Source organism: Litorimonas haliclonae (assembly GCF_965138505.1).
In the GTDB taxonomy this organism is placed as follows: Bacteria; Pseudomonadota; Alphaproteobacteria; order Caulobacterales; family Maricaulaceae; genus Litorimonas; species Litorimonas haliclonae.
Genome location: NZ_CBCSCO010000005.1, coordinates 88718 through 102959 on the forward strand (window position 1 = coordinate 88718; position 14242 = coordinate 102959).

The following is a 14242-nucleotide window of genomic DNA, read 5'->3' on the forward strand; positions in this document are numbered from 1 at the left end:
TCATCATTTAGATGCAGGCGTCTCTTTAGCGTTTGCAAAATATCCAGCGAGCTTAACAATCAGACGGTCGGCAGCCTCCGCAGCCGTAGACTGAATAGCGTTATCATTTGACGCAATTACGCCGTACGGATCACTGGAGGCCGCGAAAGTGGATACGGCCACAACTCGGCCGGTGTCCAAGATATTTCCTGTTTTGTTATCTGTCAGAGTATAGGTCGCCGAAATGGTGCCGTCATAACGAGACGCGACATCATTGGCGGAAATACCTAAACGTCCGCGCCGCCAAGATGGGGAGACGGTGAGGGTGTATTTTCCGTCATTTGTGCCCATACGGTCACGTAGGCGTTGCAACACGAAAAAACCAGCCTCCTTGTCATTAACGTCTTTGCCCGGCTTCATATCAATATTGATCATCTCTAAAGGTTGAGCCCCGTTTACGGACAAAGTTTGGGGGGCGTGCATAGGCGTGAAACCGCAAGCGGTCAGCCCCAAAGCGCTAAGGCTAAGACAAACAGCAGTCAAAACAGCAAAATTACGCATAACAGGCTCCTAATTCGCGACTATATTCACAATCCGGCCCGGGACAATAATGACTTTTCGGATAGTCAGTCCCTCTATTGACCGAACAACGCTTTCATCGGCTCTGGCGAGCGCCTCAATGTCGTCTTTTGCCATATCGGCGGGAACATTAATTTCAGATCTCCGCTTGCCATTAACTTGAACGGGCAGGGTGATCGTGTCTTCGACCAGCATGTCCTCATCCACTTTGGGCCAGGGCGCGTGATAGACGAGCTCGTCTCCGCCGAGCGCTTGCCAGCATTCCTCGGCCAGATGCGGCATAAAAGGCGCGATTGAGCGGATGAGGATGCCCAGCGCTTCCATTTTTGCATCGTCATTAGTCTTGTATTTAGACAGAGCGTTGGTCAGCTCATATATTTGCGCAACCGAGGTGTTAAAGCGGAAAGCTTCAATTCCGCTGGTGATTTTCTCCATTGCCTTATGGGCAAATCGGCGAAGCTCAAGGGCCTCGCCCGACGCGTTCGCGGCGACGACCATTGGGTCGCCTTTTTCAACACCTGCGACAAGCGACCAGACCTTTTTGGAAAAACGCCAGGCGCCGACAACGCCGGATTCTGTCCATTCCACATCGCGCTCGGGCGGAGAGTCGGAGAGCACAAACCAACGCGCCACATCCGCGCCATAGGTTTTTATAATATCATCCGGGTCAACGACGTTTTTCTTGGACTTCGACATCTTGATGACATCGCCTTTATGAACGGGCTTTCCGGTTTCAAGATTAATTAATTTTCCGTCTTTTTCATCGACATCGGCTGGGACAACGAAATTTCCGTTCTCGTCTGTATAAACCGCATGGGTTACCATGCCCTGCGTAAACAGGCCTGCAAATGGTTCGCCGCTTGGCAGGTTGAGCAGGCCGCAATCGCGGAGGCCGCGCGTAAAGAAACGCGCATAGAGAAGGTGAAGCACGGCATGCTCCACGCCGCCGACATACTGATCGACGGGGAGCCATTCGCTCGCCGCTTTTTTATCAAACGGTCTATCGTCCGTATTGCCGCCGGCAAAGCGCGCAAAATACCAGGAACTATCGGCAAATGTATCGAGCGTATCCGTTTCGCGCCGCGCCGCTTTTCCGCATTTCGGACAATCGACATGTTTGAATGTCGGGTGGCGGTCCAGCGGATTGCCCGGAATAGTCAGGTCGATATCATCATAGGGCAGGGCAACAGGCAGGTCTTTTTCCGGCACGGGCAGGACGCCGCAATCTTCGCAATGAATAACCGGAATCGGGCAGCCCCAATAACGCTGGCGGCTCACGCCCCAATCCCGCAGACGGTAATTCGTCACGCCTTTACCCAGGCCCATATCCTCAATTTTGGAAATCGCGGCAGAGATACCTTCGTCTTTGGCAAGACCGTTTAGAAAGTCGGAATTAAATAATATGCCTTCGCCCGTATAGGCTTCGTTTTCGACGTCATAACTCTCCGCGCTCTCGCCCTCAGGGAGAACCACCGGAGTCACGTCGAGATCATATTTACGCGCAAAATCAAGATCGCGCTGGTCATGGGCCGGACAGCCGAAAATCGCGCCTGTGCCGTAACCCATGAGAACGAAATTCGCGATCCAGACAGGGAGAGGTTCCCCTGTGAAAGGGTGCTTAACTTTTAGTTTTGTATCAAAACCAAGTTTAGGTGCTGTTGCAATCGCTTCTTCCGTTGTGCCAATTTGAGCACATTTTTTGTGGAAAGCTTCAATTTCGGAATTCGTTTTGGCCAGGCCTTTTGTGATTGGATGATCAGGAGACAAAGCGATGAAACTTGCACCATATAAAGTATCAGGTCTGGTTGTGAAAATTTCAATACCTTGTTCGGCTTCATTAAAACAGTTTTCAGACAGCCCATGAAGAACTTCTGTGTTGTTTTTCAAAATTTCTGGTGATGATTTATCTGCAACTAAATGCTCACTATTCCTTCGTTCTATAGCTGTCGTAAAACCACAAAACTCAAACCGCATTTCCAGTCCTTCGGACTTGCCAATCCAATTGGCTTGCATGGTGCGGACTTTTTCTGGCCAACGGTCAAGCGTGTCGAGCCCTTCGAGAAGTTCTTCGGCGTAATTTGTGATTTTGAAAAACCACTGATCCATGTCGCGCTGCTCGACAACCGCGCCGGAGCGCCAGCCCTTGCCGTCAATCACCTGTTCATTGGCCAGAACGGTATTATCGACCGGATCCCAATTCACTTTGGCGGTCTTGCGGTAGACCAGACCCTTATCCCAGAATTTCAGGAAAATCGCCTGTTGCTGTTTGTAATAGGCCTCGTCGCAGGTCGCGAATTCACGCGACCAATCCAGCGCAAAGCCAAGCCGTTGCATTGGCGCGCGCATGGCGTCGATATTGCCGTAAGTCCAATCTTTCGGATGGCCGCCATTTTCTTTCGCGGCATTTTCCGCCGGCATACCGAATGCGTCCCAGCCCATAGGGTGGAGCACTTCAAACCCTTGAGCCTTTTTATAGCGCGCGACAACATCGCCCATGGCGTAGTTGCGGACATGGCCCATGTGGATGCGGCCGGACGGGTAGGGGAACATTTCCAGCGCGTAGAATTTCGGCTTATCGCTCTCGTCTTCGGCGCGGTAAACATCACGCTCGGCCCAAACGTTTTGCCAGCGTGGCTCGACTTCGGCAGCATTATATCGGGAGGTGTCTTTTTCGGACATGAATATTCTCGAACTCGTTCAGATTATATTTGTTAAACTGTCTCTATAGCATCAGACGCAAGGCGCAACGTCCCTAATGCCATGTCGGCCAAGGAAAACCTCGCCTCCAAACAATAATCCCGGCACGAGGGCCGGGACAATTCAAATTTCAATTGCTCGCCGCGCTTATTGGCTATCGACTGTCGCGATATAAAGCTGACGCGCGCGGGTCAGGATAGAGTTTTCAATCTGGCGCGCTGTGTCGGCGTCCACGGTTGCGTCGGTCCAACCGGCCGGGCCGCGTGTTTGCTTGAAAATTGAGGCTTTCAAGGCATCTGCGCGAAGGGCAGTATCCAGAATATAGACATTGGCTTTGAACCGCTCATTCGGCGCCTTTTCAGACGCATACCAATCGGTGACGATAACGCCGCCAAAAGGGTCAACTTCGGCCAATGGCATGAAGTTCAGCGTTTCGAGAGAGGCGCGCCACAGATAAGAGTTCACACCCATGTTCGGAGCTTGCATCTGAGACTCTGTGCGGGCCTCACTTTTGCTCTTGCCGATACCCAGAATGCCACAGCCGGACAGGGCAGGGGCCGCGATGAGGGAAAAGGCAGCACTCAAAAGCAGAGGGCGAGAAAATTTAAACGACATTAAGGGCTCCGAATATAAGAAAGCTTTTGCGGCTTATAGCGTAAAATTTAGACAGGGCCAGACTCTGTTTGCAGGAAAGCGTCGCCCACCCGAGCAAAATAACCCCGTAAACCCGCAGATTTTAAACTTTGTTAACCATTTTTTAGGGGGGAATCAGTCACACAAAAGGTTAATGCGGGTCTTAAGTGATTCATACGACCCGGGCGAAGAAAAGCAGGAAGGCTAGAGATATTGACCAAGTCTAAGGCATATGGCGATCAATCCCGGTTTTCTGCCCCTCGATACGCCTATTTTTTAGGCCCTGTCATAGTGGCGGCCTTAGGCGGAATGACGATTGCCAGTGCCCAGTCTCCTTTTGCAAATAGCCAGGGATCCCAAGCTTGGGAAACGCCTTCCGCCCCTCAGAGCGCCCCGCCTCTGCGAGAGGCCAAGCCCCGACCGGCGCCGGCGGCTGGAAATGGTGCGCCTAGTCAAAATTCTCAAGTGATCCCAACTCCCTCCAGTACTTACCCGCCGCAAAGCGCGCCAAATTCACAGAACACCCAAACTTACTCAAACGCTCCGGCGAACCCGCCCGTCCGATCGCAATCAACTCAGTCCTATCCTCCGAGCAGCGCCGCTAGCCCCTATCAATATAGCGGTTCCGCCTCGACTTCGCCGTTCGCGCCTAGCAAGCCGTCTGAATACGGGGCAGGTCAATATTCACAGGGTCGCCAGACGGCGCCCACTAATTATGTTCCGGTAGAACAATTGCCAAGCCGGGGCTATCCTGCGCAACAAGGCACGCCCTATGGTCAGTCTTATACCCAAGCCGCGCCTCAAAATTATCCTCCCCAAAACTACCCTGCTCAGTCCGCGCCTCCACAGAGCTACCCGCCGCAAGCCGGTCCTATGGCCCCGCGAAGTTGGAAGGATAAAATGGGCCTGGGCAATCTGACGACAATTCTAAGGGGATTCATTAAAGGCGGTGTGGCCGCTGTGACCCGCGATGATGACGTGACGTCTGAATCTGATTGGAAAGAAGAATTTGTCGGCGATGCCAAGGCAGAGCTTGAGGTAAGCGCGATTACCGATACGGGCTATGAATATGGGGTTAACCTAGAGGGGCGGGCGCAATATGATAAATTCCGCCGCGGATTTGGCGGCCGAATTACAGATTGTCCGCCCACTGTGGCTGGATGTTCCTCCGCTCTGATAGACGGCATTCCGACCGCGCTTCGCGGACATACCTCCCGGTTTTATACTAATGGGCCGGACGAAGCGGAAGAAGGTCAAATTGCCTTGGAGAGCGCGCATTTATTCCTGCGCAGCACTTATGGCGATATAACTATCGGCCGGGATGACGGGGCAGCTTATTTGTTTAGTCTCGGCGCGCCGAGCCTGCTCGCCGTTGGCGCGTCAAACTCTCCGGTGGATTACACGGGTCTTGATAGCGTCAAAACGATCAATGACGCGTCGGGCTTTTCAGAAAAAGTTACCTATACTAGTCCGCGTCTTTTGGGTGATCGTATTGGAGTCGGCGTACAATTTGGCGGCTCATATGCTCTGAACGCGCGCGCTTGCGGCGTGGATTACTGCGTCAAACGTGATGACGGAACTGGCACGCTAGCCCCTGACCTTGAAGACATTCTCGAAGTCGGCCTCGCTTTGGACAGAACGTTTGACAATGGGCTGAAGGTTGAAGGTACGGCCACCTATGCCAGAGGATCAGAGAAAAGCGGGTTCGCCGGTTTGGACGATCTTGAGAGCTTTAACCTGGGCGCTGAAACATCTTGGATGGACATCACACTGGGCGGCTCTTTTCTGAAATCAAACAATGGCCTTGTCGACGGAGACTATAAAGCTTGGGATATTGGCGCGACTTGGAAACCGTCTGCTCTTGGCGTGACATTAGGGTATGGCCACGCGAAAGACGAAAACGTCAATCTGACCTCGGATCAATTCGTGGCCGGACTGACATATGACTTTGAGAAATTCACACTCGGCGCAGGCGCACAATATATTGAACGCGAAACGCAAGCCGTGTCGGGATCGGTTGTAACGCCGCAAAAAGACAAAGCGACAGCTCTCTTCATCGAAGGTGGCTTCGAGTTTTAGAGCTTCGGCTTATTTCGTGAAAAGCTCTGGCTCTGCTGCGGCCATTTTCGCCCATTCGGGTTTGCGCTTGAACCACGCCGCGACAAAGGGGCAGCCGGGCACGACCTTATATCCCAAATCCCGAGCGTCTTCGGACATGGCTTTGACGAGGGCTGTGCCCACGCCTTTGCCGCCCATGGATTTCGGAACGCCGGTATGATGAGCGTTAAAAAGATTATCTGAAATATTAGATAAGACCAATTCAGCTTCATCCGAATGGTCCGGCAGGGTGGCTTTGAAAGTTATTGTGTCTCCGCCTTCTTCTTTGGTGATGTCTATATCTTTATCGGCCATAATCGTCTTCCCTCAGAGCCCCAATAGCTGCAATTCCAGCAACGTTTGTGCCAAATAAGGCAGGGGCAGTTTTAGTGTTTATACCGCCCAAAGCAAACACAGGGGCCTTCATTTCCTTTGTTCGCTCCTTCAACGTCTCAACCCCTATCGGCGTTCCCGCGCTGGGACTTTTACTGGGGAAAATGGCGGAGACCAATAGACCGTCAATATCTGGCAAAGGAGCTTTGTAACGTCTTTTTTTAAGGGCCGCTAAAGTCAAAAGGGCGTCGGGAAACTTTCGCTTTGCTTCGGAAATAAGGGCAAGGTCGGTATCTCGTTTGAAATGTTGCCCATCGGAAAATTCATATCGAGATTGCGATCGGATTAGAAGCTGTTGTGAATTTGCAGTCGTCACTTTCCGCAACTCTTTGGCCAAGCTTTCATCAAATGTGTCATAGCGATAAATTACGGCACAATGTTTGGGGAGCGCTCTAGCCCAGCCAATAACATCAGGCGTCCTGACTGGATCGCTCATGGCGATAAGCGGAGAAAGGCGGCAGGACTTGTCGCATACCTCGCGGAGTTTAAGCGCATGACGTCCCAAGGGATGGCTTCCCAAACCCGGCCAGGTTTCGTATGGAGATGTCATGCCAGATACGACCACACCCGATACTATCACATCAGACATTAAGTCCAAGCGAGAAGAGATTTTAAACCGAATGGCTGAGGCCGCCAGACGAGCTGAACGATCGGCTGATGAAACCGCTCTCGTCGCGATTAGCAAAGTTCAGCCAGACGCACGGATCGCGGCTATGCTTGAAACAGGGCAAAAGGTCTTTGGTGAAAACCGGGTGCAAGAAGCCCAGACGCGGTGGGGTAAGACATTTGCGTCGCAGAGAGACGGTCTCGAACTGCGTTTGGTGGGGCCGCTGCAAAGCAACAAAACTCAAGACGCGGTTGACCTGTTTGACGTGATTGAAACCGTTGATCGAGAAAAGCTTCTCAAGACTCTGGCCAAAGCAAGAGAGGCCTCTGAAACATTCCCGCGGCTTTTTGTGCAGGTAAACACTGGTGAAGAATCACAGAAGTCCGGAGTCGCGCCAAAAGACGTCCTTGGTTTCATCAAGAAAATGAGGGAAGAATATAAGCTGACGCCTGAGGGGCTCATGTGTATTCCCCCTTTGAAAGAAGCGCCGTCGCCACATTTCTGGCTTCTGAATAAATTGGCGGCCAAGGTTGGTGTCGACAAACTTTCTATGGGCATGAGCGCCGATTTTGAAACGGCCATTGAAATGGGCGCGACTTCTGTGCGGGTCGGGTCGGCTCTATTCGGAGAGCGGGACTATTCGTAAATCCTGATGGGCATGTCTTGCTGAAGGCGGGGCAATAGTCGCACCATATCTTCCGGCGCAAAGGCGACACAGCCCAAAGTGCTGCGGTCATCGGGTTGCGTGACATGTACAAAAACGGCGCTGCCTAAGCCAGATATTGGCGGGCTATCATTATGGCTCATAATTAGAACAAGGTCATAGGCGCCGTCTTCTCGCCAGAGAGCTTCATGGCTTGCGGAATGGGGCAGGCGGATGAACCGATTATAGGAAGGGTCGTTTTCCGCATCACACCACCCATCCGTTTTTTCCGTTTTCCGCCAAGTAAGTGGCTTGCGGGCGGAAGCCGGAGGCACGGGGAGCCTATCGGCCCGGTAAAACCCCCAGCGTAAATGATAAAGGCCCAGAGGGGTTTTCGCGTCCCCTTCAGCGCCGTTCTTCTTGTCGATAAAGCCGGCCTGGCCTAGGCGGCAGGGGAGCAAAATGTTTCCAATAGTGGCGGTTTTCGAGGCACAATTAATTCGTAATTCAGATAATTTACTCATGACGTCCTCTCATTTTTGTGATGCCTCTTGTGTGAACTGCGATTAGCTTTAAGGCTGTTAAGGCAATAAAACACGCCAAAACTTAAGAATTTCCGCTAAAGGACGATGACTATGGCTGTGAAAAAGAGACTACTTCTTGTTGATGATGACGAAACTCTACGCGAAGAATTGGTAGAGCAATTCGCTGTCTATGACGAGTTCGAGACTGTTGATGTCGGAACGGCCACTGACGGCATTAAAACTGCCAAAGACCAAACCTTTGATTTGATTATTCTAGATGTCGACCTTCCCGATATGCTTGGCACTGAAGCCTGCGAGCTGATGCGCAAGGCCGGAGTTGCGGCGCCAATCGTCATGTTGACCGGGAATGACGGCGAAATGAACGAAATACTTGGCCTAAACTCGGGGGCGAATGACTATGTCACCAAACCGTTTCGCTTCTCTGTCCTGCTCGCCCGTTTGCGGGCCCACCTTCGCAGCTTCGAGCAAAGCGAAGAGGCTATTTTTCAGATCGGACCTTATGCGTTTAAGCCCGCTTTCAAACGCCTTACTCCGCCGCAAGAAGAGGGCGCGCGGCCCGTGCGCGATATTCGCCTGACCGAAAAAGAAACCAATATACTGAAATATCTTTACCGCGCCGGTGGAAAGCCTGTCGCCCGCGAAGAGCTGCTAGAAGAGGTCTGGGGTTACAACTCCGGCGTTACAACGCATACGTTAGAAACCCATGTTTATCGCTTACGTCAGAAGATCGAACCTGAAAAAGGCGTGGCGACATTGCTCATGACTGAACCCGGCGGCTATCGTTTAGCGCTTGGCTAGATGGTCCTGCTTCTTGGGGCATATGCGGCGTTTATTATCGCCCTCCTTTTTGCCGAGTTACGCGAAAAGAGATCGGCTCAAATTTTATTGAAACCACTGGCGGCTCTAGGATTCCTTTTTCTAGCTTTGAATTTTGGTGCTTTGGACTCAAGCTATGGCCGCCTTATTTTGGGCGGACTTATAGCCTGTGCGTTTGGTGATGTTTTTCTGCTCTCTCGAAATCGAACGTCACTTTTTAGACTCGGTATGCTGGCTTTTGCGGTCGGTCATGTTTTTTACATTTTTGCGGCGAATGAAATCCTTCGCCCCGACACGTCTTATCTTTTTATCAGTTTGACAACTTTTTTGGGTTTGGGGACTGGCGTGGTTACGTTTTGGAAGCTGAAACCCAAACTCCCGCGAGACATGGTTTGGCCCGTCGGGCTTTATACCCTCATAATTTCGGCTATGCTCATTCGGTCAATGCAAACCGATATGACGGGGCTCCATCTCTTAATCCTGCCAGCGGCTCTATTATTTGCGATTTCTGATATATTTGTTGCGCGCGACCGTTTCGTGACGCCAAGCCCAAAAAATGCCTGGGTGATAACGCCGCTTTATTTTGGAGCCCAAGCGCTCTTCGCGCTCAGTGTCTTGCAGGCCTAATCTGTTAAATCCATGACCTGCGTAATCGGCACATGATCCGAGGGCTTTTCCCAAGTCCGGCAAGGCGTATGTATTTCATAGCCTTCACGGCCAGTAGCCTCAACACAGGGTTTCAGCGCTGGGCTGACCCAGATGTGATCCAAACGGCGGCCGCGATTTGATTTCATCACGTCCCGCGCCCGGTAGGACCACCAGCTATAAAGCTTTTCGTCGTCATCACGGAATAACCGCGCCGTATCCGTGAAGTCGTGAGTCGCTTGAAGCGTGGCCAAAGTTTCAACCTCCCTTGGCGTATGACTAACGACCTTTAAGAGTTGCTTATGGCTCCAGACATCATTTTCGTGCGGCGCAATATTAAAGTCTCCTACCAGGACTTGCTGATTGTCGCCCTTTGCAAATCGTTCTGAAAAATAAACGCGCATTACGTCTAGAAAGTCGAGCTTGTGCTGAAACTTGTCATTTATTTCAGGGTCGGCGACGTCGCCTCCGGCGGGAATATAAAAGTTGTGAAACTCAAAATCCTGATCGCAATTCTCGCCTTTAGCAATAACGCGCGTGCTGACGTGGCGTGCATGTTCGAGAGGACAAAAACTGGTCGGCAGTCGTTCCATGGGCAGTCGGGAAACCGTTGCCGTGCCGTGATAGCCCTTTTGACCAGAAACTTCGATATAAGGATACCCCGCTTCACGAAAGGCTTCGAAAGGAAACTGCTCTTCCTGACACTTAATTTCCTGTAGGCCGAGAATATCAGGTTTCTGCTCTTCCAAGAAACGAATGACCTGATCAATCCGAAGGCGGACAGAGTTAATATTCCAGCTGGCAAGTTTGATTTTCATGGGGCAGGGATAGTCGGTTCAAAGCGGGATTGTAACCCTAAATGCCGCATTTTTAGCCCCTGTATCCTTATGATTTTCATGTTAAGTCCCCTGTTGTGAAAAATAAATATGATATTCTAATTGTCGGCGGCGGTCTTGTTGGGCAAGTCACAGCCTTGGCCTGCGCAAAACTAGACGGTCTGACGATTGCTTTGGCAGATGGCCGGGATGTTTTATCTGACAAAAATGGAGGCACCGATGGCCGCGCTTCCGCGCTCTCTGCGTCTTCACTGCGGTTTTTAAATCGTCTAGAATTGATACTATCCGACCACTTGCAGCCAATGCGGGATATGCTGATAACAGATGGCGGAATAGGCGAAGACCCGGTGTGGAGATTACATTTCGGACCGGATGCCTCTGATTCCGATGTCGCTAAAATGATTGAAAACCGTCACCTTTATGTGGCCTTGCGAGATGCCCTCAAGGCGGCGGATCAAATCGACATTATTGGCCCCGGACACGTTTCTGATATCACCCACACAACGTCCGGGGTTTTTGCCCGGATAGGAACTAAAGATATTACGGCGCAATTGCTGATTGCGGCGGACGGATCAAAATCGGGCATTCGTAACCGCGCTGGAATTACAACGGATGGAAGAGAATACGGCCAAAGAGCCCTTGTCACGTCCATCGCTCACAGCTTGCCGCATGACGGACTGGCGTTGCAAAGGTTTCTTCCGGGCGGGCCGCTGGCGGTCCTGCCGCTTACGGGTCAGCGCAGCCAGCTCGTCTGGAGCGATAAAAGCGCCGCTATCGAGGCAGCTTTGGCGATTTCTGAAGCTGACTTCATGGCGGAACTTACCTTGCGGATAGGAGACCATCTCGGCGATCTCTCCCTAGACGCGCCGCGCCAGAGTTATCCTTTGCATCTGCAACTCGCGCAGGATTATATTGCCACGCGTTTAGTTCTGGTCGGCGATGCGGCGCATGTTATTCACCCGCTCGCGGGACAGGGCCTGAATCTCGGACTTCGCGACGCGGCAACATTGCACGATGTATTGAAAAAGGCACTCTTGACGGGCCGCGATATTGGCGGCGCTGTCTTAAGGGAATACGCTGCTTGGCGTCGTTCCGATGTGACGGCGCTTGCGACAGCAACAGATGGCTTGTCCTATATATTCGGCGCTCCGAAAACGGTCCTGGGGCGCCCGTTCTCTAAGGCTTTGGGCCATGTTCGGCGGTTAGGACTAAGCGCGGTAAACGATTCCGCCGCCGTTAAAGGCTTGATTATGCGCGAGGCGGCAGGGGACATCGGAGAGTTCCCAGAGTTCTTGAAAAAATAATTACAGTTCCAAAAGCATCCTTTTTTTAAGTGGTGCGTAAATTTTATAACACTGGACAATGCGCCCCGTTCCAGTGTCTCGCCCTGTCACGCTTTGCGTGTCAGGGCTTTTCATTTTCAGCTTCGTTTGACCTCTCCCTGACAGACCTCAAACATTTGCGCGCGGCCCTCAAAGGCTTCAAACAAATGTCGATCCGTGCCTGTCATGAAAAGCTGAGTCTTCAGGGCAAGTAATTCCTCAATTAACGCTGCTCGGCGTCCCTCATCAAGATGCGCGGCAACCTCATCCAGAAGAAGGATGGGGTTTCGCCCTTGCCGTGACCGAGCCTGCGCGAGCATCAACCCAATCAAGAGCGCCTTTTGTTCTCCGGTCGAACAATCTTCAGCGGGCATGGACTTCGCAACATGAGTCACTTTTAAGTCCGACCGATGCGGTCCAATCAAAGTGCGCCCCGCCCTCTGAGCAATGCCACGACCGTTTGAGAGGTCTATGCGAAGGTTGCCTTCCACTTCCTCTAGCGAATGCCCCGCTAAAAATGCTGCTTCATAATCTCCGTCCAAAGCAAGCCCGGCCTTGGGAAAGACGGAATCCCGGGCTGCTATCTCGCTTTGCAACGCCGCTAAGGTCTCAGCCCTCGCTTGCGCAATCAAGGACCCGTAATGGGCCAGGTCGGTCTCAAGGGCGTCAAACCATCGAGGATCGTTGATTTGATCCGACAAAAGTCGATTGCGTTCTGACCGGGCTTTTTCATATCGAGAACTCGTGAGGCCGTGGCTCGGAACATGTGCCATGACAAAGCGGTCCAAAAACTTCCTTCGGTCACCGGCAGGGCCTGTAAAGAGGCGGTCTTGCGCCGGTGTCAGCCACATTAAGCTGAGTATTTCCGCAAGTTGCGTGCCTGTGGCATTGCTACCATCAACCCGGACAAGGCGGCGTCCCGGATATTCAGGCACTTGCCCAATGTTTATTCGTGTGTCGTTTTCCAAGGTGACATTTACCCCCCAGGCGGGGGCTTGCTCGCCGTCATTCCGGCGGGCAATATCGGTCACTTTGGCGCGGCGCATCCCCCGTCCGGGGGAAAGGAAAGACAGGGCTTCGAGAAGGTTGGTCTTTCCTGACCCGTTCGGCCCATAAAGTACAACTGGCTCCGGCCCGAAATTTATATCCAAGGCGGCGTAATTGCGAAAGTCCGAGAGGCGTAGAGACGCGATATAGCTCACACGTCACCTATAAAATAAAGAGCCTTCAAGCCTTAAACGCGTAGCGGCATCAGCACGAAAAGCGCGTCCGGATCTTCGCTGTCTTTAACGAGGGCCGGGCTGGCCGGGCTGTCTAAGAAAAACGTGGCGTCACGCCCCTCGATTTGAGTGGTCACATCGAGAAGATATTTGGCGTTAAAGCCAATCTCCAGGGCTTCCTCGGTATAATCCACTCGAAGCTCCTCGCGGGCATGGCCGGACTCAGGGTTGTTCACGGTTAGAGCCAAATTGTCGTCGGCTAGGCCCATTTTAATGGAGCGCGACTTTTCGGCAGAGATCGTCGAAACGCGGTCTACGGCGTCGGCAAAGACTTTATTGTCTATGGTCAATTCTTTCGGATTGTTTTTCGGAATGACCCGTTCGTAATCCGGGAAGGTTCCGTCGATCAATTTAGACGTAAGAACAGCGCTCCCCGTTGTGAAACGAATTTTAGCTTCCGAGACGCTGACGGCGATATCTGCGTCAGACCCGTCGATCAAGCGGCGGATTTCTGCGACCGTTTTGCGGGGAATAATGACGCCGGGCAGGCCGTCCGCGCCGGATGGAAGCTCGGCTTCGGCCAGAGCGAGCCTATGTCCGTCCGTCGCGACGCAGCGCAATTTCCCGGCATTGGCGTGCATATAAATGCCGTTGAGGTAATAGCGGGTTTCTTCGGTTGAAATCGCAAACTTAGTTTTATCGATCAGGCGCAGTAGCGCTTTGGCAGGCAAGACGAATTCATGCGTAAAACCCTCGGCCGTCATTTTCGGGAAATCTCCGGACGGCAAAAGCGGCAGCGTAAAATGCGCGCGCCCGGCGTCGACGTCCAAGCGATCGTCGCTATTGATCTGCAAGACGACTTGAGCGCCATCCGAAAGCTTGCGGACAATATCATACAGCGTATGCGCGGGCGCTGTGATCTGGCCCGGTTGACCGACTTCCGCCTCTGTTGATTCCGACATTTCGATATCAAGGTCGGTTGCGACCATATTCACTTTGTCGCCTTCGGCGCTCATCAAGACATTTGACAGAATTGGAATCGTGTTGCGACGCTCCACAACATTCTGGACATGGCCGAGGGCCTTCATCAGGGCGCTGCGTTCAATGGACAGTTTCATCTGCGGTGTTCCATTCTTATTGGCATTCTTATTGGCATATGGGGCAGGCTTACGAGCCCTCCCAAAAACTTGGAAACCAACCATAATCATGCGTGGGTCAGAGGCAAGAGGG

14 protein-coding genes are annotated in these 14242 nt (G+C 52.3%); 5 read left to right on the top strand and 9 right to left on the bottom strand.

The window, feature by feature from the left end; genetic code table 11:
• Positions 1–3: 3 nt before the first annotated feature.
• The 3 genes from lptE to ACNA05_RS11500 form a co-directional block, all read right to left on the bottom strand.
• Positions 4–540 carry an LPS assembly lipoprotein LptE gene (gene lptE / locus ACNA05_RS11490; protein WP_415811636.1) on the bottom strand — a complete coding sequence of 179 codons (537 nt, stop codon included), beginning with the start codon at positions 538–540 and terminating at the stop codon, positions 4–6.
• Between the two features lie 9 nt (positions 541–549).
• Positions 550–3237 carry a leucine--tRNA ligase gene (leuS, locus tag ACNA05_RS11495; RefSeq protein WP_415811637.1) on the bottom strand — a complete coding sequence of 896 codons (2688 nt, stop codon included), beginning with the start codon at positions 3235–3237 and terminating at the stop codon, positions 550–552.
• 165 nt (positions 3238–3402) lie between these two features.
• Positions 3403–3870 (bottom strand): DUF3576 domain-containing protein, encoded by a 468-nt coding sequence (locus tag ACNA05_RS11500; RefSeq protein WP_415811638.1) that lies wholly within the window; start codon positions 3868–3870, stop codon positions 3403–3405.
• 231 nt (positions 3871–4101) lie between these two features.
• Here ACNA05_RS11500 and ACNA05_RS11505 point away from each other — a divergent pair, with 231 nt between their 5' ends.
• The gene (locus ACNA05_RS11505; RefSeq protein ID WP_415811639.1) at positions 4102–5967 is read left to right on the top strand and encodes a porin; all 1866 of its coding nucleotides are present in this window, start codon (positions 4102–4104) and stop codon (positions 5965–5967) included.
• 9 nt (positions 5968–5976) lie between these two features.
• Here the strand turns inward: ACNA05_RS11505 and ACNA05_RS11510 are convergent, their stop codons facing one another.
• Complete coding sequence (locus ACNA05_RS11510) at positions 5977–6300, bottom strand: GNAT family N-acetyltransferase (RefSeq protein WP_415811640.1); 324 nt, start codon at positions 6298–6300, stop codon at positions 5977–5979.
• Positions 6290–6928, bottom strand: coding sequence for a thiamine phosphate synthase (locus ACNA05_RS11515; protein ID WP_415811641.1), 639 nt, complete (start codon positions 6926–6928; stop codon positions 6290–6292). Before ACNA05_RS11515 ends, ACNA05_RS11510 begins: the two co-directional genes overlap by 11 nt.
• Here ACNA05_RS11515 and ACNA05_RS11520 point away from each other — a divergent pair.
• Complete coding sequence (locus tag ACNA05_RS11520) at positions 6927–7631, top strand: YggS family pyridoxal phosphate-dependent enzyme (protein WP_415811642.1); 705 nt, start codon at positions 6927–6929, stop codon at positions 7629–7631. The two genes, ACNA05_RS11515 and ACNA05_RS11520, sit on opposite strands and share 2 nt — an antisense overlap.
• Here the strand turns inward: ACNA05_RS11520 and ACNA05_RS11525 are convergent.
• Complete coding sequence (locus tag ACNA05_RS11525; RefSeq protein WP_415811643.1) at positions 7622–8152, bottom strand: L,D-transpeptidase family protein; 531 nt, start codon at positions 8150–8152, stop codon at positions 7622–7624. The genes ACNA05_RS11520 and ACNA05_RS11525 overlap by 10 nt on opposite strands.
• A gap of 111 nt (positions 8153–8263) precedes the next feature.
• Here ACNA05_RS11525 and ACNA05_RS11530 point away from each other — a divergent pair, with 111 nt between their 5' ends.
• Both ACNA05_RS11530 and ACNA05_RS11535 read left to right on the top strand, forming a co-directional pair.
• Positions 8264–8971 (top strand): response regulator transcription factor, encoded by a 708-nt coding sequence (locus ACNA05_RS11530; RefSeq protein WP_415811645.1) that lies wholly within the window; start codon positions 8264–8266, stop codon positions 8969–8971.
• The gene (locus ACNA05_RS11535; protein ID WP_415811646.1) at positions 8972–9616 is read left to right on the top strand and encodes a lysoplasmalogenase; all 645 of its coding nucleotides are present in this window, start codon (positions 8972–8974) and stop codon (positions 9614–9616) included.
• On the opposite strand, the gene xth is transcribed toward ACNA05_RS11535, so the two are convergent.
• Positions 9613–10452: an exodeoxyribonuclease III gene (gene xth / locus ACNA05_RS11540; protein ID WP_415811647.1), complete on the bottom strand. Its 840-nt coding sequence runs from the start codon at positions 10450–10452 to the stop codon at positions 9613–9615. The genes ACNA05_RS11535 and xth overlap by 4 nt on opposite strands.
• A gap of 95 nt (positions 10453–10547) precedes the next feature.
• Here xth and ACNA05_RS11545 point away from each other — a divergent pair, with 95 nt between their 5' ends.
• Positions 10548–11774: an FAD-dependent monooxygenase gene (locus ACNA05_RS11545; RefSeq protein WP_415811648.1), complete on the top strand. Its 1227-nt coding sequence runs from the start codon at positions 10548–10550 to the stop codon at positions 11772–11774.
• A gap of 116 nt (positions 11775–11890) precedes the next feature.
• On the opposite strand, the gene recF is transcribed toward ACNA05_RS11545, so the two are convergent.
• On the bottom strand, positions 11891–12994 hold the full coding sequence (recF, locus tag ACNA05_RS11550) for a DNA replication/repair protein RecF (RefSeq protein ID WP_415811649.1): 1104 nt from the start codon (positions 12992–12994) through the stop codon (positions 11891–11893).
• Positions 12995–13026: 32 nt separating this feature from the next.
• A complete protein-coding gene (gene dnaN / locus ACNA05_RS11555; RefSeq protein ID WP_415811650.1) occupies positions 13027–14130 on the bottom strand; it encodes a DNA polymerase III subunit beta in 1104 nt (367 codons plus the stop codon).
• Between the last annotated feature and the right edge of the window lie 112 nt (positions 14131–14242).